The organism is Streptomyces sp. HUAS CB01 (assembly GCF_030406905.1).
Taxonomy (GTDB): domain Bacteria; phylum Actinomycetota; class Actinomycetes; order Streptomycetales; family Streptomycetaceae; genus Streptomyces; species Streptomyces chengbuensis.
Genome location: NZ_CP129137.1, coordinates 2,633,215 through 2,654,833 on the forward strand (window position 1 = coordinate 2,633,215; position 21,619 = coordinate 2,654,833).

Annotated in this window: 17 protein-coding genes and 2 tRNA genes; 2 read left to right on the plus strand and 17 right to left on the minus strand. The window is 70.1% G+C overall.

Annotated elements, in window-relative coordinates; all coding sequences use genetic code 11:
• Positions 1–55: 55 nt before the first annotated feature.
• The 11 genes from QRN89_RS11695 to QRN89_RS11745 all read right to left on the minus strand — a co-directional run bounded on the left by QRN89_RS11695 (position 56) and on the right by QRN89_RS11745 (position 14,095).
• Positions 56–1,756, minus strand: coding sequence for a CYTH and CHAD domain-containing protein (locus QRN89_RS11695; RefSeq protein ID WP_290349289.1), 1,701 nt, complete (start codon positions 1,754–1,756; stop codon positions 56–58).
• Positions 1,757–1,867: 111 nt separating this feature from the next.
• Positions 1,868–3,067 carry a rod shape-determining protein RodA gene (rodA, locus tag QRN89_RS11700; protein ID WP_290349290.1) on the minus strand — a complete coding sequence of 400 codons (1,200 nt, stop codon included), beginning with the start codon at positions 3,065–3,067 and terminating at the stop codon, positions 1,868–1,870.
• A 3-nt stretch (positions 3,068–3,070) separates the two neighbouring features.
• Entirely contained in the window at positions 3,071–5,245 is a 2,175-nt protein-coding gene (mrdA, locus tag QRN89_RS11705; RefSeq protein WP_290349291.1) for a penicillin-binding protein 2, read from the minus strand.
• 19 nt (positions 5,246–5,264) lie between these two features.
• Complete coding sequence (mreD, locus tag QRN89_RS11710) at positions 5,265–5,930, minus strand: rod shape-determining protein MreD (RefSeq protein ID WP_290349292.1); 666 nt, start codon at positions 5,928–5,930, stop codon at positions 5,265–5,267.
• An 18-nt stretch (positions 5,931–5,948) separates the two neighbouring features.
• Entirely contained in the window at positions 5,949–6,971 is a 1,023-nt protein-coding gene (gene mreC / locus QRN89_RS11715) for a rod shape-determining protein MreC (RefSeq protein ID WP_290349293.1), read from the minus strand.
• A gap of 141 nt (positions 6,972–7,112) precedes the next feature.
• Positions 7,113–8,132: a rod shape-determining protein gene (locus QRN89_RS11720; RefSeq protein ID WP_290349294.1), complete on the minus strand. Its 1,020-nt coding sequence runs from the start codon at positions 8,130–8,132 to the stop codon at positions 7,113–7,115.
• A 317-nt stretch (positions 8,133–8,449) separates the two neighbouring features.
• Complete coding sequence (ndk, locus tag QRN89_RS11725) at positions 8,450–8,860, minus strand: nucleoside-diphosphate kinase (protein ID WP_290349295.1); 411 nt, start codon at positions 8,858–8,860, stop codon at positions 8,450–8,452.
• 106 nt (positions 8,861–8,966) lie between these two features.
• Positions 8,967–9,332: a DUF4233 domain-containing protein gene (locus QRN89_RS11730; protein ID WP_290349296.1), complete on the minus strand. Its 366-nt coding sequence runs from the start codon at positions 9,330–9,332 to the stop codon at positions 8,967–8,969.
• Positions 9,333–9,336: 4 nt separating this feature from the next.
• The gene (folC, locus tag QRN89_RS11735) at positions 9,337–10,851 is read right to left on the minus strand and encodes a bifunctional tetrahydrofolate synthase/dihydrofolate synthase (protein ID WP_290353668.1); all 1,515 of its coding nucleotides are present in this window, start codon (positions 10,849–10,851) and stop codon (positions 9,337–9,339) included.
• 100 nt (positions 10,852–10,951) lie between these two features.
• Positions 10,952–11,227 (minus strand): hypothetical protein, encoded by a 276-nt coding sequence (locus QRN89_RS35570; protein ID WP_356948620.1) that lies wholly within the window; start codon positions 11,225–11,227, stop codon positions 10,952–10,954.
• Positions 11,228–11,473: 246 nt separating this feature from the next.
• Positions 11,474–14,095: a valine--tRNA ligase gene (locus tag QRN89_RS11745; RefSeq protein ID WP_290349297.1), complete on the minus strand. Its 2,622-nt coding sequence runs from the start codon at positions 14,093–14,095 to the stop codon at positions 11,474–11,476.
• A 137-nt stretch (positions 14,096–14,232) separates the two neighbouring features.
• Here QRN89_RS11745 and QRN89_RS11750 point away from each other — a divergent pair, with 137 nt between their 5' ends.
• Positions 14,233–15,225, plus strand: coding sequence for a flagellar basal body-associated FliL family protein (locus QRN89_RS11750; protein WP_290349298.1), 993 nt, complete (start codon positions 14,233–14,235; stop codon positions 15,223–15,225).
• Between the two features lie 82 nt (positions 15,226–15,307).
• Here QRN89_RS11750 and clpX read toward each other — a convergent pair whose 3' ends face one another.
• From clpX to QRN89_RS11775, 5 genes are all read right to left on the minus strand, one after another.
• Positions 15,308–16,585: an ATP-dependent Clp protease ATP-binding subunit ClpX gene (clpX, locus tag QRN89_RS11755; RefSeq protein ID WP_017944896.1), complete on the minus strand. Its 1,278-nt coding sequence runs from the start codon at positions 16,583–16,585 to the stop codon at positions 15,308–15,310.
• Positions 16,586–16,728: 143 nt separating this feature from the next.
• Positions 16,729–17,412: an ATP-dependent Clp protease proteolytic subunit gene (locus tag QRN89_RS11760; protein WP_093653988.1), complete on the minus strand. Its 684-nt coding sequence runs from the start codon at positions 17,410–17,412 to the stop codon at positions 16,729–16,731.
• An 85-nt stretch (positions 17,413–17,497) separates the two neighbouring features.
• Positions 17,498–18,103: an ATP-dependent Clp protease proteolytic subunit gene (locus tag QRN89_RS11765; protein WP_093654246.1), complete on the minus strand. Its 606-nt coding sequence runs from the start codon at positions 18,101–18,103 to the stop codon at positions 17,498–17,500.
• Between the two features lie 413 nt (positions 18,104–18,516).
• A complete protein-coding gene (tig, locus tag QRN89_RS11770; RefSeq protein WP_290349299.1) occupies positions 18,517–19,899 on the minus strand; it encodes a trigger factor in 1,383 nt (460 codons plus the stop codon).
• Between the two features lie 192 nt (positions 19,900–20,091).
• Positions 20,092–20,168 (minus strand) — tRNA-Pro (locus tag QRN89_RS11775).
• A gap of 177 nt (positions 20,169–20,345) precedes the next feature.
• Here QRN89_RS11775 and QRN89_RS11780 point away from each other — a divergent pair.
• Positions 20,346–20,416: transfer RNA gene (locus tag QRN89_RS11780), tRNA-Gly, on the plus strand.
• A gap of 960 nt (positions 20,417–21,376) precedes the next feature.
• Here QRN89_RS11780 and QRN89_RS11785 read toward each other — a convergent pair.
• Positions 21,377–21,571, minus strand: a complete 195-nt coding sequence (locus tag QRN89_RS11785) for a hypothetical protein (RefSeq protein ID WP_290349300.1) — start codon at positions 21,569–21,571, stop codon at positions 21,377–21,379.
• Between the last annotated feature and the right edge of the window lie 48 nt (positions 21,572–21,619).

Genomic DNA, 21,619 nt, shown 5'->3' on the forward strand with positions numbered 1-21,619 from the left:
GCGACTCTCAAGCGTAACCCGATCGGAAGGGGGCCCCGGCCCGTCCGGGAGGCGGTCAGTCCTTGAGCGCCGAGCGGAGGCCGGGCCGACACGCCTCCCCCCAGACTTCCGGCAGTTCACGCTCACGGTCGGCTGCCGCGGCCTCCTCGCGTCCGAACAGCAGTCCCCAGGTGAAGGCGGACTCGCCGGCCGCGTGGGCCTGGACGGCGAGGTCCCGGAGTGTGTCGCGGGCGACGACGCTGTCCTGGTGGTCGCCGAGGACGGTCTGGACGGCCTTCATGCGCTTGGCGAACCTCTTGGCGGGTTTGCCGAGCGCGGGGGTGACGGCCTCGGCCGCGTACCGGGCGCGCTTGGCGGCCTTGCGGGCGTCGTGCATGGCGAGGTCTCGGTCGTGCCCGGCCGGGAGTCCGAGGGCGCGCTCGACGCGGGTGGCGAGCCGGTCGTAGTCCTTGAGCACGGCCTTGGGGAGGGCGACCGCGGGCTTGGAGGTGGCGGCGGGGAGCAGCGGCGGTGCGTCGAGGAGGGCGTCGAGGGTGTCGAGGAGGGCGAGGTAGCGGTCGGTGTCGAGCACGGCGACGGAGCGGCGGCGGGCGTCGGCGCGGTGGGCGGTGGCCCAGATGCGGAGCCTGCCGCGGACGGGGCCGAGGAGCAGTTGACGGGGCAGGGCGTCGATGCGGTCACGCAGCCGCTCGGCCATGACCTCCTGGTCGCGGGCGGCGCCCAGTTCGCCCGCCAGCCATTTCAGCTCTTCCCCGACCGGGTCGGTGGCGTTCCGGTCGATGATCTTCCGGAACGACTTGAAGGCGCTGCGCATACGGCGGGTGGCGACGCGCATCTGGTGCACGGCGTCGGGGAGGTCGCGGCGTACGGCGGGATCGAGGGCGACAAGGGCGTCGCGCTGTTCGCGCAGGTAGGCGAGGACGTGCTCGCCGGCGTGCGCGGGCTCGAGCCGTGCTCCGCGGTGGCGGACGCTCCTGGCGGCCTCGGGAGCCTTGGGGGCGCGTTCGCTGCCGGCGGGGGCGAACGCGTCGGCGTGCCGGGAGGACGCCTGTTCCCCGGCGTGAGCGGCGGCGGTGTCCTGGTGACCGGCCGTGGCGGTGGCGGCCTGCCGGGCGGCGGCCGACGCCGCTCCGGCGCCGGTGGCCGCGGCCGGGTCGGGCTCGGTCTCGGCGAGGGCCCTCGACAGCTTGGAGGGGGAGGCCGCGGGTGTGATGCCGGCCTTGCGGAGTCGCTTCTCGACGTGATCCAGGAGGGCGGGGTCGGCGTCGTCGGCGAGCTCGACCTCGATCTCGGTCCATTCCGCGGTGCCGTTGCCGGCCGTCAGCCGTTCCGCGTGCACGGTGTCGAGGGAGAGCTCGGCGAGGAGCCGGCCCTGTCCGTCGACGAGGTGGCGCACGTCGCGGGAGGAGCGCAGGCGGACGACGGCGACGAGGGGGGTGCCCCGGGTACGGGAGCGCACGAGTCCGGCGAGGGTGCGCGGGAGCGAGTCGCCGAGAGGGGCGTGGATCTCCTCGCGGATGCCGGTGGCGACGGGGAATTTCAGGTGCCAGCCCTGGTCGTCGCCGCCCGTGCGGTGGCGCAGCGTGATCTTGTCTGCGGCGAGGCGCAGGCCGGGGGTGTCGTAGTAGACGGCGTCGAGCTCCGTCACGCCCTTCTCGACGACGTCCGCGATCCCGGCTGCGCCGGTGAGGTCCGGGACCTCGGTGTCGGGTGTGGCTTCGTACTTCCGCTCGATCTCTCGCTTCGTCTCCGCCATGAAGTGAATCTATCCGCCCTGTGTTCGTCTAGTCGCCCGGGCGGCCGTGCGTCGTACGTACGGCCGCCCCGCCCGGACGCCACGGCGGAGGGAGGGAACGGGCGGATCGGATCAGGCGGACATCGGGCGCTGCATCTTGATGGACTGCAGGAGTCCGACGGCCACCCACACCGCGAACATGGACGAGCCGCCGTAGGAGACGAACGGCAGCGGCAGTCCGGCCACGGGCATGATGCCGAGGGTCATGCCGATGTTCTCGAAGGACTGGAACGCGAACCAGGCGATGATCCCGGCGGCGACGATCGTGCCGTACAGCTCGGTGGTGTCCCGGGCGATGCGGCAGGCGCGCCAGAGGACGACGCCGAGCAGGACGATGATGAGGCCCGCCCCGACGAAGCCGAGTTCCTCGCCCGCGACAGTGAAGACGAAGTCGGTCTGCTGTTCGGGCACGAACTGGCCGGTGGTCTGGGACCCCTTGAACAGGCCGGTGCCGATCAGCCCGCCGGAGCCGATGGCGATGCGCGCCTGGTTGGTGTTGTAGCCGACGCCCGCCGGGTCGAGTTCGGGGTTGGCGAAGGCCGCGAACCGGTTGATCTGGTACTCGTCGAGCAGGCCGAGCGCGGTGACGAGGACGGCGCCGCCGATGCCCGCGCCGATCAGCCCGAAGATCCAGCGGTTGGATGCGCCGGAGGCGAGGAGCACGCCCAGGACGATCACGACCATCACCATGACCGAGCCGAGGTCGGGCATCAGCATCACGATGATCATGGGGAGGACCGCGAGGCCCAGCGACTTCGCGACCGTGCGGTGGTCGGGATGGAGCTGGTCGCCGGCGTCGACCTGGGTCGCCAGCAGTATCGCCATCCCCAGGATGATCGTGATCTTCACGAACTCGGAGGGCTGGAGGGAGAATCCCCCGCCGAGCACGATCCAGGCGTGAGCGCCGTTGATGGTCGCGCCGAGCGGGGTGAGCACCAGCGCGACCAGCACCAGGGAGATGCCGTACAGCACGGGCACGGCACCGCGGAGGGTGCGGTGCCCGAGCCAGACGGTGCCGACCATCAGCGCGAGCCCGATGCCGGTGTTGAGCAGATGGCGCAGGAAGAAGTAGTACGGGTCGCCGTGGTTGAGCTCGGTGCGGTTGCGGGTCGCGGACCACACGAGCAGGGAGCCGAGCAGCGACAGGGCGAGCGCCGAGGCGAGCATCGGCCAGTCGAGCCGGCGGACGATCGAGTCGCGGGCGAGCAGCTTGGCGAGGCCGCCGCGCTCCGGTGCGTAGCGCGAGACCGAGAAGCCATGGGGTCCGGCCATGTCTCAGTCCCTCCGTCCGGTGGCCGCGGGCGGCCCGGCGAGGGCGGTGTCCTCTTCCGGTTCTGGCTTGACGGGCACGTACGGCGTGATCTTCGGGGCGTCGATGGAGCCGTCGGGCTGGATCTTCGGCAGCGCCTTCTGGGGCTGCGGCAGCAGGGCCTTCTTGAGGTCCTGGTTGCCCTCCATGTCCAGTCCGTAGAGCGCGTTGTAGATGTTGCGCACGGCGGGACCGGAGGCGCCGGAACCGGTTCCACCCTGGGAGATGGTCATGACGATCGAGTAGTCCTTGGTGTACGTGGCGAACCAGGACGTCGTCTGCTTGCCGTGGACCTCGGCCGTACCGGTCTTGGCGTGCATCGGGATCTTGTCCTGCGGCCAGCCGCCGAACCGCCAGGCGGCGGTGCCTCGGGTGGCGACTCCCGCCAGTGCCTCGTTCATCAGCTTGCGGGTCTTGGGGTCCATCGGCAGCTTGCCGTGGGACTTGGGCTTGATCTCGCGGACGCTCTTGCCGTCGGCGCTGACGACCGCCTTGCCGACGGTCGGGTTCCACATGGTGCCGCCGTTGGAGATCGCCGCGTAGATGGTCGCCATCTGGATCGGGGTGACGAGTGTGTCGCCCTGGCCGATGGAGTAGTTGACGGAGTCACCGGCCCGCATGAGGTTGCCTTCCAGGCAGTTCTCGTACGAGAGCTGCTGGATGTAGTCGCCGCCCTTCTTGCCGACCTTGCACCAGTAGTCCTTGTTGGCCTCCCAGAACTTCTGCTTCCAGCGGCGGTCGGGGACGCGGCCGGTGACCTCGTTGGGCAGGTCGATGCCGGTCTCGGCGCCGAGACCGAACTGGTGGGCGGTCTTGTAGAACCAGTCCGCCGGGGTCTTCTTCGGCTTGAGGCCGCCGTCCTTCTTCCACTGCTGGTGGGAGAGGGCGTAGTAGACGGTGTCGCAGGAGACCTCGAGGGCCTGGCCGAGGGTGATGCTGCCGTGGCCCTGGGACTCGAAGTTCTTGAAGACCTGGTTGCCGATGGAGTACGAGCTGGGGCAGGGGTAGCGGCCGTTGAAGTCGTAGCCGGCGTTGACCGCGGCGGTGGTCGGGATGACCTTGAAGATGGAGCCGGGGGCGGCCTGGCCCTGGATCGCCCGGTTCAGCAGGGGGAAGTTGGACTTCTTGCCGGTGAGCCGCGCGTAGTCCTTGGCGGAGATGCCACCGACCCAGGCGTTCGGGTCGTAGGTGGGGAGCGAGGCCATCGCGACGACGCGGCCGGTCTTGGCCTCCATGACGACGACGGCGCCCGAGTCGGCCTTGTAGTTGGTGCCGGTGTTGTCGTCGAAGACCTTGCGGGCTTCCTTCATGGCGTTGTTGAGCTCCCACTCGGCGACCGCCTGGACGCGGGCGTCGATGGAGGTGACCACGTTGGCGCCGGGCTCGGCCTTGTCGGCCTGGGCCAGGCCGATGACCCGGCCGAGGTTGTCCACCTCGTAGCGGGTGACGCCGGCCTTGCCGCGCAGGTCCTTGTCGTACGTGCGCTCGAGTCCGGAGCGGCCGACCTGGTCGGAACGCAGGAACGGCGAGTCGGTGTCCTTGGCCTTCTCGATCTCCTCGTCGGTGACGGGCGAGAGGTAGCCGAGGACCTGTGCGGTGTTGGCCTTGCCGGGCGCGACGTAGCGGCGTACGGCCATCGGCTCCGCGGTGATGCCGGGGAAGTCCTCGGCGCGTTCGCGGATCTGGAGGGCCTGCTGGGTGGTGGCCTCGTCGGTGACGGGGATGGGCTGGTACGGGGAGCCGTTCCAGCACGGCTGGGGGGTCTTGGCGTCACACAGCCGGACCTTGTCCATGACGTCCTTCGGCTTCATGCCGAGGACGCCCGCGAGCCGGGTGAGCACCCCCTTGCCGTCGTCCTTCATCTTCATCAGGTCGGTACGGGACGCGGAGACGACGAGCCGGGTCTCGTTGTCGGCCAGGGGCACGCCCCTGGCGTCGAGGATCGAGCCGCGGACGGCGGGCTGGACGACCTGCTGGACGTGGTTGCTCTTGGCCTCGTTCGTGTACTCGTCGCCGTTGCGGATCTGGAGGTACCAGAGACGCCCGCCGAGCGTGGCGAACAGCGAGAAGACGAGGACCTGGATGACGATGAGCCGGATCTGGACGCGGGGGGTCCGTCCGGTCTCGGGAATGTTGCTCACGCTGCCGATACCCCCTCGGTCACAGTCGCTTGACTCCCCGGATGCGGCCGGCGCGGGAGGCCCGCGTCCTGGCCGCCTTGATCCGCAGCCCGCCGCGCTGGCGGCCGATGCGCAGTCCCGTGCCGGAGGAGGCCCAGCCGCTGGAGACGTCACCGGCGCCGCCCTGGGACTCGGCGAGCGGGTCGTTCTCGGCGCGTCTGGCGAGAGCCATGATCAGCGGCACGGTGAAGGGTGCGAGGAGCAGGTCGTACAGGGCCGCAGTGAACAGCAGCGAGCCGAGGCCGACATGGCGTGCCGCGGTGTCGCCGACGAGCGCGCCGACGCCCGCGTACAGCAGGGTCGAGAGGACGGCCGCCGCCACGACCACGAGCATCGGGCCGGTGGCGGAGGTCAGCCGGCCGTTCTCGGGCCGGGCGAGTCCGACGAGGTAGCCGATGACGCACAGCACGAGTGCGTAGCGCCCGGCGGCGTGGTCGGCGGGCGGCGCGAGGTCGGCGAGGAGTCCCGCGCCGAAACCGATCAGTGCGCCGCTGGTGTGGCCGTAGACGAGGGCGAGGGCGACGACGGTGAGCAGGAGAAGGTCGGGTACGGCTCCGGGGAGCTGGAGCCGGGCGAGCACGGTGACCTGGACGACGAGCGCCACCACGACGAGCGTCGTGGAGAGGAGCGTCCGGTTGAAGCGCATGGGGTTCAGCTCCTCCTGCTACTCGTCGTTGCGGCCGGTGACGGCCTCGGTGCTGTCGGCCTGGGGGGTTTCCCCGCCCTGGTCCCGGTCCTCCGTGCCCTGGCCCCGCGCCTGGGTGTCGCCGTCCGCGGAGGGAGTGACCGTGACGGTCACCGTCGGCGTGGGCGTGGGCGTCGGCTTCGGCCTGGGCGGCAGGACCATGTCGCGCGGGTCGGTGCGGGGCGCCTGGACGACGACGCCGACGATGTCGAGCTTGGTGAAGGCGGCGTACGGCCGCACGAAGATGTTGCGGGTCAGGGCGCCGCCGGAGGGGTCGACGCGGACGACCTCGCCCACCGGCACACCGGGCACGAACGGCTTGTCGGCCTGCGAGCCGAAGGTGACCAGCCGGTCGCCCTTGCGCACCTTCGCCTTGCCGTTGAGGAGCTGCACGGACAGCGGACGGTCGCCCTGGCCGGTGGCGAAGCCCAGCTCGTCGGTCCGCTCCATGCGGGTGCCGACCGTGAAGTCGGGGTCGTTGGCGAGGAGCACGGTCGCGGTGTTCGGGCCGACGGTGGTCACTCGGCCGACGAGGCCGTCGCCGTTGAGGACGGTCATGTCGCGCTCGATGCCGTCGGCGGAGCCCGCGTCGATGGTGACCGTCCAGGAGAAGCCCTGGGCCGCTCCTATGGCGATGACCTCGGCGCCCTTGATGCCGTACTGCCCGTTGGCCGCCTTCTTGAGCATGCTGTCGAGCTGGCGGACCCGGCTGCGGTTGCGGTCGTCGCTGCCGAGTCTGGCCTTGAGGGCGGCGTTCTCGCGCTCGAGGACGGAGATGCGGTCGTGCCGCTCGCCCGAGTCGCGAACCGCCCCTATGGCGTTGCCGACGGGATCGACGGCGGAGGCCACGCCGTTCTCGACCGGTCCGAAGACGGCGGCGGCGGCCTGCCGGGCGCCGTCGACGGGTGACTCCTCGCCGCCGCGGATGTCCACCGTGATCAGTGCGAACGCGATGGCGATCAGCAGGACCAGGAGCAGCCGGCTCTCTTTCGTGTCCCTCACGTGCGGCGGCCGTGCCTTCCTCGTCGGAATGTGAATGCCGAGCTCTGTGCTGCGTGTTGTGTTCGTCGTGCCGTGTGTTGTTGTACGAACGACCGGCCGATCGGGACCAATGGACCCGAACGGCCGATCGTGACCCCCGCGCTAGCGGCGGGGCTGAGCGTCCAGCACCTGCTGGAGCGCCTCGAACTCCTCGACGCACTTGCCCGAGCCGAGCGCCACCGAGTCCAGCGGGTCCTCGGCGATGTGGATGGGCATGCCCGTCTCACTGCGCAGCCGCTCGTCGAGCCCGCGCAGAAGCGCGCCGCCGCCGGTGAGGACGATGCCGCGGTCCATGACGTCGCCGGACAGTTCCGGCGGGCACTTGTCGAGGGTGGTCTTCACCGCGTCGACGATCGCGTTGACCGGCTCCTCGATGGCCTTGCGGACCTCGGCGGCGGAGATGACGACGGTCTTGGGCAGACCGGAGACCAGGTCGCGCCCGCGGATCTCGGTGTGCTCGTCCTTGTCCAGGTCGAACGCCGAACCGATGGTGATCTTGATGCTCTCCGCAGTCCGCTCACCGAGGAGGAGGCTGTACTCCTTCTTGATGTGCTGGATGATCGCGTTGTCCAGCTCGTCCCCGGCCACCCGGATGGACTGTGCCGTGACGATTCCTCCGAGGGAGATCACGGCGACCTCGGTGGTGCCTCCGCCGATGTCCACCACCATGTTGCCGGTCGCCTCGTGGACCGGGAGGCCCGCTCCGATCGCGGCCGCCATCGGCTCCTCGATGATGTGCACCTGGCGGGCACCCGCCTGGGTGGATGCCTCGATGACCGCGCGGCGCTCGACACCGGTGATGCCGGAGGGCACGCACACCACGATGCGGGGCCGGGCCGCCCACCGGCGCTTGTGGATCTTGAGGATGAAGTAGCGGAGCATCCGCTCGGTGATCTCGAAGTCGGCGATCACGCCGTCCTTCAGCGGGCGGACCGCGACGATGTTGCCGGGCGTGCGCCCGATCATCTTCTTGGCCTCGGCCCCCACGGCGAGGATGCCGCCGGTGTTGGTGTTGATGGCGACCACGGACGGCTCGTTGAGGACGATCCCCCGACCCCTGACGTACACCAGCGTGTTGGCGGTCCCGAGGTCGACAGCCATGTCACGGCCGATGAACGACATAGAGTTCCCCTTGTGTCCCATGAGGATGCGTCGGGCCTTCCCAAATCGAGCTTTGATGGCTTTTTAGGTAGGCGAGGAGGGTGCTGCGCGGGTGCTGTGGCGTGAAGGCTTCCATCGTAGTGCCGCCTGCGCCGACTCCGCGCGCTGGGCCCCGCCTCAATAAGGGTGACGACGAGTCGGAGCGATGCGTTCCCTGTATCGCGCCACGTATGCCGAAGGGCGACCGAAATTCCTTCGGTCGCCCCAGGGTCCGGGCACTGTACGGCTGACTGCCGGTCAGGAACAACCGCCGGTGAACCATCCGGGGACGGAGGGCGTCAGCGCCCCGGGAAGAAGATCTTCAGCTCCCGGGCGGCGGACTCCTCGGAGTCCGAGGCGTGGATCAGGTTCTCCCGGACGATCGTGCCGTAGTCGCCGCGGATGGAACCGGGCGCGGCCGCGATCGGGTCGGTCGGACCGGCCAGGGCGCGCACGCCCTCGATGACCCGCTCGCCCTCGACGACCAGCGCGACGACGGGACCGGAGGACATGAAGGCGACCAGGGGCTCGTAGAACGGCTTGCCCTGGTGCTCGCCGTAGTGCTGCTCCAGGGTGTCCTGGTCCAGGTCGCGCAGCTCCAGCGCGGTGATCTGCCAGCCCGCCTTGCGCTCGATACGGCCGATGATCTCGCCGATCAGGCCGCGGCGTACGGCGTCGGGCTTGAGCAGAACGAGAGTGCGCTGGCTCACGTGGAGCTCCTTCGAGTGCGGGTCCCGGCATTTCCTGGATAAGGGGGTCCGGGGGATGAACGGTCTTGCTGGCCCTCAGAGGCTACAGGGCGCCCCAGGGCCTCCGTCACACAGCGTCAGGCTCTGCGGCACCCGCCCCGGCCTGCTGTTCCGCCCAGCGGGCCTTGGCCTCGTCGATCTTGCGGCCGTAGTGCACCGAGGCCCACCACAGGCCCGCGAAGACGGCGCCCAGGGCGAACATCATCGGGACCACGAAGCCGCTCGCGATCAGGGCGATCTGCAGCGCCCAGCCGAGCTGCACCCCGCCGGGGCGGGTGACCATCCCGCACAGCACCAGCGACAGCAGCATCGTGACACCGCTCACCGTCCAGACGGTGGCCATCGACAGATCCGGGTCCTTCATCGCCACCAGACCGGCGAAGCCGATCACGAAGAACTCACCGATCAGCGTGGACGCGCAGAGCGTACGCATGGACTCAGCCCCTTCCCAGCAGCAGCCGGGCCTCGCCGACCGTGATCACGGAGCCGGTCACCAGGACGCCCGCGCCCGAGTACTCCGCCTCCTCCTCGGCGAGCGTGATCGCCGCCTCCAGGGCGTCGTCGAGCCGCGGCTCCACGACCACCCGCTCGTCCCCGAACACCTCCACGGCGATCGCCGCCAGCTCGTCGGCGTCCATCGCCCGGTGGCTGGAGTTCTGCGTGACGACGATCTCGGTGAAGATCGGCTCGAACGCCTCCAGGACCGCCTTGACGTCCTTGTCGGCGCTCGCGCCGACCACGCCGACCAGCCGCGAGAAGCCGAACGACTCCGTGATGCCCTCGGCGGCCGCCCGGGCCCCCGCCGGGTTGTGCGCGGCGTCCAGGACGACGGTCGGGCTGCGGCGCACGACCTCCAGCCGGCCGGGCGACACCACGGAGGCGAAGGCGGAGCGGACGGTCTCCGCGTCCAGCGTCCGCGCGTGCTCCGCGCCGATACCGAAGAAGGCCTCGACCGCCGCCAGCGCCACCGCCGCGTTGTGCGCCTGGTGGGCGCCGTGCAGCGGCAGGAAGATCTCCTCGTACTCGCCGCCGAGGCCGCGCAGCGTCAGCAGCTGCCCGCCGACCGCGACCTCCCGCGAGGCGACGCCGAACTCCATGCCCTCACGGGCCACCGTCGCGTCCACCTCGACGGCCCGCTTCAGCATGACCTGCGCGGCGTCCACGGGCTGCTGCGCCAGGATCACCGTCGCGCCCTGCTTGATGATCCCGGCCTTCTCGCCGGCGATCTCGGCCGGCGTGCCGCCCAGCCGGTCGGTGTGGTCCAGGTCTATGGGGGTGACCACGGCGACCGAACCGTCGATGACGTTCGTCGCGTCCCAGCTGCCGCCCATGCCGACCTCGACGACCGCCACATCCACCGGCGCGTCGGCGAACGCCGCGTACGCCATGCCGGTGAGCACCTCGAAGAACGAGAGGCGGTACTCCTGGGAGGCGTCGACCATGTCCACGTACGGCTTGACGTCCCGGTACGTGGCGATGAAGCGCTCCGGGTCGACGGGGGCGCCGTCGAGGCTGATCCGCTCGGTGATCGACTGCACGTGCGGCGAGGTGTACCGCCCCGTGCGCAGCTCGAAGGCGCCGAGCAGCGCCTCGATCATGCGGGCCGTGGACGTCTTGCCGTTGGTGCCCGTGATGTGGATCGACGGGTAGGCGCGCTGGGGCTCGCCCAGCACGTCCATCAGGGCGCTGATCCGGCTGACCGACGGCTCCAGCTTCGTCTCGCCCCAGCGGCCGGCGAGCTCCTGCTCGACCTCGCGGAGCGCCTCGTCGACCTCCGGGTCGGCGGGCCGGCTCGGCGCCTGGTCGCCCTGCGGCGGCCCGGCCTGGGTGCGCAGCGTACGGCTCCCGGCCTCGATCACCGCCAGATCGGGGTCGCGGTCGGTCTCGGCGTCGACGATCGCGTCGAACTCGTCACCGGATTCGTCCAAGGGCTCTGGCTGCTGGTCGCTCACGCCTGACAGTCTACGGAGCGCCGCCGACAGCCGGACCGAGGCCCGGCCCGCGCGTGGGCCGTCCCCCGGAAGCCCGCCGGCCCGAGCCGACCGCCCCGCGCTACAGCCCCGCCGGCGGCAACGCCCGTACGCAGTACCCGCCGCGAACTGCACCGACGTCAGCTCGTGCACCCAGCCCAGGAACCCAGCGCCACGAGGTGCGGCACCCACGGCAGCCGGCGGCACAGCAGCAGGGTCGCGCCCCGGCCCCCAGCACCAGCACCAGCACCAGCACCAGCACCAGCACCAGCACCAGCACCAGCACCAGCACCAGCACCAGCACCAGCGTCGCGCTCACCCGGCCGAGCGAGTTGTCCGCCTCCGCGAGCCCGGGCACGTCGAGCAGCATCAGCCCGAAGCAGCTCAGCGCCGTGGGCGTCGACCGTGCGCGAGGACACCGGCCGGCGGTCCGCGTACCGCCGGCTCGCCGCTGCGGCGCGGCGCAGCGCGGGGACGGCGGGCGGATACGGCATGTCCACCGTCATCCGAGGTCCGCGGCGGTGCGCACGCCGACGCCGAGGCCCCCGGAGTCCAGGGATCCAGGGACTCCGGGGGCCTCGTGCGTGTCGGCCGGTGCCGCGGCTCAGCCCTGCGGCAGCTTGGCCAGCTGGGCGCCGATGCGCTCCATGTCCTCCTCGGCCTTGGCGAGCCGGCCGCGGATCTTGTCCACGACGTTGTCCGGCGCCTTGGCGAGGAATGCCTCGTTGCCGAGCTTCGCCGTGGCCTGGGCCTTCTCCTTCTCCGCGGCTGCCAGGTCCTTGGCGAGGCGCTTGCGCTCCGCGTCCACGTCGATCGCACCGGACAGGTCCAGCGCGACCTCGGCGCCCGCGACCGGGAGCGTGGCCGTGGCGTGGAAGGAGTCGCCCTCCGGCTGCAGCCGCAGCAGCTGCCGGATGGCGCCCTCGTGCGGGGCGAGGGCGGTGCCGTCGAGCGTCAGACGCGCCGGGACCTTCTGACCGGGCTGCAGACCCTGGTCGGAGCGGAACCGGCGCACCTCGGTGACGACCCGCTGGACGAGCTCGATCTCCCGCTCGGCGGCGGCGTCGCGGAACCCGCTGTCTCCGGGCCAGTCGGCGATGACGACCGACTCGCCGCCGGTGAGCGTGGTCCACAGCGTCTCGGTGACGAACGGGACCACCGGGTGCAGCAGCCGCAGCGTGACGTCGAGGACCTCGCCGAGAACGCGGGCGGAGACCTTCGCGGGCTCGCCGCCGCCCATGAACGTCGTCTTGGAGAGCTCGACGTACCAGTCGAAGACCTCGTCCCAGGCGAAGTGGAAGAGGGTGTCCGACAGCTTCGCGAACTGGTAGTCCTCGTAGTACGCGTCGACCTCGGCGACCACCGAGTTCAGCCGCGAGAGGATCCAGCGGTCCGTCGCCGACATCTGCTCGGGCGCCGGCATGGGGCCCTCGACCGTCGCGCCGTTCATCAGCGCGAAGCGGGTCGCGTTCCAGATCTTGTTGGCGAAGTTGCGGGAGCCCTGGACCCAGTCCTCGCCGATCGGGACGTCGACGCCGGGGTTGGCACCGCGCACGAGCGTGAAGCGCAACGCGTCGGAGCCGTACTTGTCCATCCAGTCCAGCGGGTTGACCGCGTTGCCGAAGGACTTCGACATCTTCTTGCCGAACTGGTCGCGGACCATGCCGTGCAGGGCGATGGTGTGGAACGGCGGGGTGCCGTCCATCGCGTACAGGCCGAACATCATCATCCGGGCGACCCAGAAGAAGAGGATGTCGTAGCCGGTGACCAGGACGGAGTTCGGGTAGAACTTCGCGAGGCTCTCGGTCTGCTCCGGCCAGCCCTGCGTGGAGAACGGCCACAGGCCGGAGGAGAACCAGGTGTCGAGGACGTCGGTGTCCTGGTGCCAGCCCTCGCCGGACGGCGGCTCCTCGTCGGGACCGACGCAGACGACCTCTCCGTCCGGGCCGTACCAGACCGGGATGCGGTGGCCCCACCACAGCTGGCGCGAGATGCACCAGTCGTGGAGGTTGTCGACCCAGTCGAAGTACCGCTTCTCCATCTCCTGCGGGTGGATCTTGACCTTGCCGTCGCGGACGGCGTCCCCGGCGGCCTTCGCCAGCGGGCCGACCTTGACCCACCACTGCATGGACAGCCGCGGCTCGATGGTGGTCTTGCAGCGCGAGCAGTGGCCCACGGAGTGGACGTACGGACGCTTCTCGGCGACGATCCGGCCCTCGGCGCGCAGTGCGGCGACGATGGCGGAGCGGGCCTCCAGGCGGTCCAGGCCCTGGAAGGGGCCGTGCGCGGTGATGACCGCGCGCTCGTCCATGACGGCGAGGTTCGGCAGGCCGTGGCGCCGGCCGATCTCGAAGTCGTTCGGGTCGTGTGCGGGCGTCACCTTGACGGCGCCGGTGCCGAACTCCGGGTCGACGTGCTCGTCCGCGACGACCGGGATGCGGCGGCCGGTGAGCGGCAGCTCGATCTCGCGGCCGACGAGGTGCCGGTAGCGCTCGTCGTCGGGGTGGACCGCGACGGCGGTGTCGCCGAGCATCGTCTCGGCGCGGGTGGTCGCGACGACGATCGCGTCGTCGCCCTCGCCGTACCGGATCGAGACGAGCTCGCCGTCGTCGTCCTGGTACTCGACCTCGATGTCGGAGATGGCCGTCAGACAGCGCGGGCACCAGTTGATGATGCGCTCGGCGCGGTAGATCAGCTCGTCCTCGTAGAGCCGCTTGAAGATGGTCTGGACGGCATGGGACAGGCCCTCGTCCATCGTGAAGCGCTCACGGGACCAGGCGACACCGTCTCCGAGGCGCCTCATCTGGCCGGAGATCTGCCCGCCGGACTCGCCCTTCCACTGCCAGACGCGCTCGACGAACGCCTCGCGGCCGAGGTCGTGGCGGGACTTGCCCTCCTTGGCGAGCTCGCGCTCGACGACGTTCTGCGTGGCGATGCCCGCGTGGTCCATGCCGGGCTGCCACAGCGTCTCGAAGCCCTGCATCCGCTTGCGGCGGGTGAGGGCGTCGATCAGCGTGTGCTCGAAGGCGTGGCCCAGGTGGAGGCTGCCCGTGACGTTCGGCGGCGGAATGACGATGGTGTACGGGGGCTTCTCGCTCTTCGCGTCCACCTCGAAGTAACCCCGCTCTACCCAGCGCTCGTACAGCTTCCCCTCTACGTCGGCCGGCGCGTACTGGGTCGGCAGTTCGGGGGTGCTGGCTGGCTGCTGCTGAGTGTTCTCGGTCACGGGCCACAGTTTAGAGGTGTCACGGTCCCGTTCTGAAACGGGAATGTTCCGTAACGGTGTGGACCCCGGAGCCACGGGCCCGACGGGTTTCCGCCAGGATGTTCGGAACGCATAAGCATCTGGAGGGGAACCCAGAAATGAGCTACAACCAGCCGGGCCCGTACGGCGGTCAGCCCCAGCAGCCCGGCCCGTACGGCCAGCCGGGCCCGTACGGGCAGCAGCCGCAGGCGCCCCAGCCCGGTTACGGCTACCCGCAGCAGCCTCCGCAGGGTGTCCCCCCGCAGCAGCCCGGTTACGGCCACCCCCAGGGCCAGCAGCCCGGCCCTTACGGCCAGCCGCCCGTGGGGGCACCTCCCGGGCCGCAGGGCCCAGGGGGACAGCCCCCGTACGGCGCGGGCCCCGGCGCCTACCCGCCCCCGCCGCCCTCCCAGCCGGGCGGCAAGAAGAACGGCCTGGTCATCGGCGGCGTGGTCGTCGCGCTCGCGGTGATCGCGGGCGGTGTGTGGTGGTTCACGTCGGGCGGGGGCGGTTCGGATGTCGCGGCCGACACGAAGGGCTACAAGCTGACGCCGGCTGCGTCGGTCGGTGAGTTCAAGAAGGAGAAGGACAGCCCGGAGAAGCTCTCCGCGAAGGAGAAGGCGGAGGCCGAGACGCTCCTCGGCATCAAGAACGCCCAGCAGGCGGGTGCCAGCTACAAGGCCGGTGACCCCAGCCAGCCGATGAAGGGCAAGGCGATGAGCCTGACCGGACTCTGGGGCGAGATCGACGACCCGGAGAAGGCGCTCGACGGCTGGTTCAAGAAGCTGGAGGAGGGTGACAAGGACGGATCCGACGACGTGAAGGTCGAATTCGTCGGCGAACCCTCCGACGTGGAACCGGCGGGGTTCGAAGGCGCCGTCATGAAGTGCCAGACCGCCAGGCTCACCCCCACCGGCGACACGTCGTCGGCGGGCGTCGGCGCCAAGACGTTCGAGGTGCCCATGTGCGCATGGGCGGACTTCAGCACGATCGCCGGCGTGAACGTCATCGACCTGTCGCAGATCCTCGGGGCAGGCGGCAAGGCCGTGCCGCAGAACGAGGTCGCCGACCTCACCGCGAAGCTGTACAACGGCTCCCGCAGCAAGGTCTGATCCCCGCCACGGGGCCCAACGCACAAGGGCGCCTGCCCGGTTCCTCCGAACCGGGCGGGCGCCCTTCGCGTGTGCGTGCCGTCTACGCCGACTTCTCGTGGCGGCCGTCGTTCTTCACGATCCGCGGCACCAGCGTCGGGTTGACGTTGTTGTGGACGACGTCCGCCGTGATGACGACGCGGGCGACGTCCTTGCGGGACGGCACCTCGTACATCACCGACATCAGGACCTCCTCCATGATGGCGCGCAGGCCGCGCGCGCCCGTGCCGCGGAGGATGGCCTGGTCGGCGATGGCCTCGAGGGCCGGGCGGTCGAAGTCCAGCTCCACGCCGTCGAGTTCGAAGAGGCGCTGGTACTGCTTCACCAGGGCGTTGCGCGGCTCCACCAGGATCTTCAGCAGGGCCTCGCGGTCCAGGTTGTGGACCGAGGTGATCACCGGGAGCCGGCCGATGAACTCGGGAATCATCCCGAACTTCACCAGGTCCTCCGGCATGACCTCCTGGAACTGGTCGCTGGCGTCGATCTCGCGCTTGGAGCGGATCGTGGCACCGAAACCGATGCCCTTCGCGCCGGCGCGGGACTCGATGATCTTCTCCAGGCCCGCGAACGCGCCTCCCACGATGAACAGCACGTTCGTCGTGTCGATCTGGATGAACTCCTGGTGCGGGTGCTTCCGTCCGCCCTGCGGCGGGACGGAGGCCGTCGTGCCCTCCAGGATCTTCAGCAGGGCCTGCTGGACGCCCTCGCCGGACACGTCCCGGGTGATCGACGGGTTTTCGCTCTTACGGGCGACCTTGTCGATCTCGTCGATGTAGATGATCCCGGTCTCGGCCTTCTTGACGTCGTAGTCGGCCGCCTGGATCAGCTTCAGCAGGATGTTCTCGACGTCCTCGCCCACGTACCCGGCCTCCGTCAGCGCGGTGGCGTCGGCGATGGCGAACGGGACGTTGAGCATCCGGGCCAGGGTCTGGGCGAGCAGTGTCTTGCCCGAGCCCGTGGGGCCCAGCAGCAGGATGTTGGACTTCGCGAGTTCGATCGCGTCGTCCCGGCCCTGGCCGTTCTCGCCGGCCTGGACGCGCTTGTAGTGGTTGTACACCGCGACCGAGAGGGCCTTCTTCGCGGGCTCCTGCCCGACGACGTACCCCTCGAGGAACTCGTAGATCTCGCGCGGCTTGGGGAGTTCCTCCCACCGCACCTCGGAGGTCTCGGCGAGCTCCTCCTCGATGATCTCGTTGCAGAGGTCGATGCACTCGTCGCAGATGTACACCCCGGGGCCTGCGATGAGCTTCTTCACCTGCTTCTGGCTCTTTCCGCAGAACGAGCACTTGAGCAGGTCGCCGCCATCACCGATGCGTGCCACGAGGTGCTTCCCCTTCGCCTGGGAGCGCTTGGTTCAGCGGCTCCTGGTGCCTCATATCCGACGGTACCTTGCCGGGCCCCTGGTTCGGGCCCCCCTTGGCGCGGTTCACATTGACGTGTACCGCGCCAAGGGCAGGTTCGGCGTCAGGCGGCCGCTGCGGCCGTGCTCTTCCGGGTCGACACGATCTGGTCGACCAGGCCGTACGCGAGCGCGTCCTCGGCGGTCAGGATCTTGTCGCGCTCGATGTCCTCGCGGACCTTCTCGATCGGCGTGGAGGAGTGCTTGGCCAGCATCTCCTCGAGCTGCTCCCGCATGCGCAGGATCTCGTTGGCCGCGATCTCCAGGTCCGACAGCTGCTCCCGGCCCGTCTGCGAGGACGGCTGGTGGATCAGCACACGGGCGTGCGGCAGGGCCATCCGCTTGCCGGGGGTGCCGGCGGCGAGCAGCACGGCCGCGGCGGACGCCGCCTGGCCCATGCAGACCGTCTGGATGTCCGGCTTCACGAACTGCATCGTGTCGTAGATCGCGGTCAGCGCGGTGAAGGAGCCACCGGGGCTGTTGATGTAGATGGAGATGTCGCGGTCCGGGTCCATCGACTCCAGGCACAGCAGCTGCGCCATGACGTCGTTGGCGGACGCGTCGTCGATCTGCACCCCGAGGAAGATCACGCGCTCCTCGAAGAGCTTCGCGTACGGGTCGTACTCGCGCACGCCCTGGGAGGTGCGCTCGACGAAGCGGGGGACGACGTAGCGGTTGTCCACCTGCGGGCCGGTGTAGAGGCCGCTCGCGGAGGCTGCGGGGAACTGGTTCATGGTCGTGTTCACCATCCTGGTGGCGTTCGGTGGGCTGGGGCTTCGGGGGCGGGCGGGGCGCCGGGCCGGTGCCGGGGGCGTCGGCCCCCGGCGGCCGGACTCAGGCGCCGGTGCCGCCGCCGCCCGGAACGCCCGAAGCGGCGGAGATGATCTCGTCGATGAGCCCGTAGTCCTTGGCCTCCTCGGCCGTGAACCAGCGGTCGCGGTCGCCGTCGCGGATGATCGTCTCGACGGTCTGGCCGGAGTGGCGGGCGGTGATCTCGGCCATGCGCTGCTTGGTGCGCAGCAGGTACTCGGCCTGGATCTTGATGTCCGAGGCCGTGCCGCCGATGCCGGCCGAGCCCTGGTGCATCAGGATGTCGGTGTGCGGCAGGGCGAAGCGCTTGCCGGTGGCACCGCCGGTGAGCAGGAACTGGCCCATGGAGGCCGCCATGCCCATGCCGATGGTGACGACGTCGTTCGGGATGTACTGCATGGTGTCGTAGATCGCCATGCCGGCCGTCACCGAGCCACCGGGGCTGTTGATGTAGAGGTAGATGTCCTTCTCGGGATCGGCGGCCAGGAGAAGGAGCTGGGCCGTGATCTTGTTGGCGATGTCGTCGTCCACCTGCTGGCCCAGGAAGATGATGCGCTCGCCGAGCAGCCGGCTGTAGACCTGGTCGCCGAGGCCTCCACCGATGGACGGCTCACCGGCGGCGTTAGGCATCAGAATCGTCACGTAATCCACCTGCTCGTCTCTGACGGCTGCGGCCGTCTCAGCGTCTTGGAACCTGGGGGCGGGGCGATCCCCGCGGGCGGGTAGTCCCCTGCCCTCGTATTCATGGACCCTAACGCGCTGGTGGGCGGGCGCCATCCCGGTTCCCGAACTGTTCGCTGGCAGCGCAAGCTAGGGGGCGCGCGCCGGTATGAATACGCCCCGTGGATGTGCGGCCGGCACGGGCGGCGTGGGCAGCCGGGGCTCTCGGGGGTCCCTGCGGCGCCGCGGGGGCCCTGCCGGGCCTCCGGGTACGGCGACGGGCCCGGACGCGCGTCGGCGCGGCTCCGGGCCCGTCGTAACGGATCGGTGCCGGGCGGGGCGGCGCCGGTTCAGCGCGCCCGCGCCGTGGCGGGAGTCCGGGCTCAGGCCTCGGACTTCTCCTCGTCACCGGTGGCCGCGGCGGCGACCTCGGTGGCCTCCTCGACCTCGTCCTCGTCGTCGCTCATGTCGACGACCTCACCGTTGGTGTCCTTGACCGTGGAGGCCTCGACGACCGTGGCGAGGGCCTTGCCGCGGGCGACCTCGCCCACGAGCATCGGCACCTGGCCGCCCTCGACGACCGCCTGGGCGAACTGGTCGGGGGACATGCCGGAGGAGGCGGCGCGGCGCATGAGGTGCTCGGTGAGCTCCTCCTGGCTGACGTTGAGCTTCTCCTTGGTGACCAGCTCGTCGAGCACGAACTGGGTCTTGATGCCCTTGACCGCCTGCTCCTTGGTCTCGGCGTCGAACTCCTCCTCGGTCTTGCCCTGGATCTCCAGGTACTTGGCGAGGTCGAGGCCCATCTGGCCGAGCTGGTGGTGCTCCAGGTTGTGCTTGCGGGTGCGGATCTCGTCCTCGAGGAGCTTCTCGGGGATCGGGACCTCGACCAGCTCGAGGAGCTTCTCGAGCACACGCTCCTGGGCCTGCGTGGCCTGGTCGTACTGCTTCATGTTCTCGAGGCGCTTGCGGCTGTCGGCCTTCAGCTCCTCGAGGGTGTCGAACTCGCTGGCCATCTGGGCGAACTCGTCGTCCAGCTCGGGCAGCTCGCGCGCGGCGACCTGGGTCACCTTGACGGTGATCTCGGCGTCCTTGCCCTCGGCCGAGCCGCCCTTGAGCTGGGACGTGAAGGTGGCCTCGCCGCCGGCCTCCAGGCCGGTCACGGCCTCGTCGATGCCGTCGAGGAGCTCTCCGGAACCGATCGTGTACTGCACGCCGTCGGCGACGCCGTCCGCGAGGATCTCGCCGTCGACCTTGGCCTCGAGGTCGATCGTCACGACGTCGCCCTCTGCGGCGGCGCGCTCGACCGGGGAGGTGGAGGCGAAGCGGGTGCGCAGCTGCTCGACGGACTTCTCGACGTCCTCGTCCGACACCTCGACGGCGTCGACCTCGATCTCGATGCCGGAGTAGTCCGGGATCTCGATGGCCGGGCGGACGTCGACCTCGGCGGTGAAGTTCAGCGTCTCGCCGTCCTTCAGCTCGGTGATGTCGACCTCGGGCTGGCCGAGCGGGTTGATCTCCGCCTCGTTGACCGCCTCGGTGTAGAACTTCGGGAGCGCGTCGTTGACAGCCTCCTCCAGCACCGCGCCGCGGCCGAACCGCTGGTCGATGACGCGCGCCGGGACCTTGCCCTTGCGGAAGCCCTTGACCGTGACCTGCTGGTTGATCTTCTTGTACGCCGCGTCGAGGCTGTCCTTGAGCTCCTCGAAGGGCACCTCGACAGTGAGCCGAACCCGGGTCGGGTTCAGGGTCTCCACGGCGCTCTTCACGGTTCGGTCTCCTTGGTGGCTGAATTCTGGGGTTCTGCTGGGTCCACCACGGAGTGTTGTCCGGCGGCGGCGCAGCGGATCGGGCCCGGCGCTTCGGACACTCGGTCAGACACACGGGCACACAGATTGCATAGTAACCGCAAGCGGGATCAGCCCCACAATGCGATCTTGGCCCAGGCGTGATCGCGATGTTGGTCGGGGTGGCGGGATTTGAACCCACGGCCTTCCGCTCCCAAAGCGGACGCGCTACCAAGCTGCGCCACACCCCGTCGGTGCGACACGTAGGGTACATGCCCCCAGGCTGTGGTCAGGCCCCTTTTCCCCGCGGTTCCCCGGTCCTAGAAGGCGCCCGGGGCGCGGCCGGGGCAATGGGTGTGCGACGGACGTCGGGGACCCGCTACGATGCTCTTCGTGCCGCGGCCACCACGACCTGCGGCGCGGTGCTTGCGGGCGTAGCTCAATGGTAGAGCCCTAGTCTTCCAAACTAGCTACGCGGGTTCGATTCCCGTCGCCCGCTCTCTACGGCTCAGGGCCAGGTCAGAGGTCTAATCCTCTGCCTGGCCCTGATGCGTTTCCCCGGTCCCCGTCCGGCTCCGCGCGCCCGTCGGGGGCACGGTCAGCCACGGATCCTGCACGCGAGCCCGGCGCCGTCCTCCCACGCGTCCCGCCCTGACCGGCCAGGGCCATGGTCAAGCCTGCCACCTGCGGATTCGCCTGGGCAGGGAGTGTGACCGCCGCTGATTCCGGACAGTTCGGCGCGTCGACCATGTCGATGTGCCAGTGCTGAGGTGGGGGCAGGACGGACAGGAGGCACAAGGTGGGGCCGGCCGCGGTCGCGGCGGTGCTCATGGTGGTGCCGGCCGGACTCGTGGTGAGGAAACGGCCGCGACCGCCGATCGTGAGGGGGAGGAGAGGTCTCTCGAGCAGGCGGCCGAGGAGGTCCTCCAGCGGGTCGCGGACGCACCCGGGGCGCAGTGGCGGACTTACGGCTCCGCCGGGAGGCGACCTCTGGAACCAGGCCGACGCCAAGGCCCTGGTGCGCCGGGTGGAGAAGAAGCGCGCCCGATTCATCGTCCACGGGATCACCGCGCCGTACACGTCGGACAGGCACGGACGCGATCTGCGGCCGACCGTCCCCTACGTGGGGCAGCACCGGTTCGTCCTCGAGCGCGACGGGAGTGGCTGGCGGCTCGTCAAGGACCTGACGGCACGGCGCCGAACGAGCGCACCGCCCGTCGGGCGCGGGCGGCCGAACGCGCGAGCCGCACCCGGCCGACGCGGTCAGGGCACTGGCTTCCGTCACCCGGTGCACACCGCTCGGGGCCGGACCGGAGGATGCCCCCTCCGGTCCGGCCCCCGATGCGTTCCCGGCGCTGTCGCGCTCCCCGGGTGCGCCTCCGGTCCGCGCGTCCCCGGCCGCCGTCCGGACCCGGGCGGGTGGCCAGGAGGATCGACGGAAGAAGACGAACGAAACGGTTCAGAATCTGATCGCGTTGATGGAATCCGCGAGCGAGTTCAGAAAGTTGTTGATCGACGGCGCCATACCGGTCGAGGCGAGGAAGAAGCCGAAGAGCGCCGCCACTATCGCGGGACCGGCCTTGATCGATCCGCCGCGGATCATCACCACGAGGATGATCGCCAACAGCAGCACCACAGACAGTGAAATGGCCACAACTGATCACACCCTCGGTCGGTCCGCCTAGCCCGCCGGGGGGCGTGC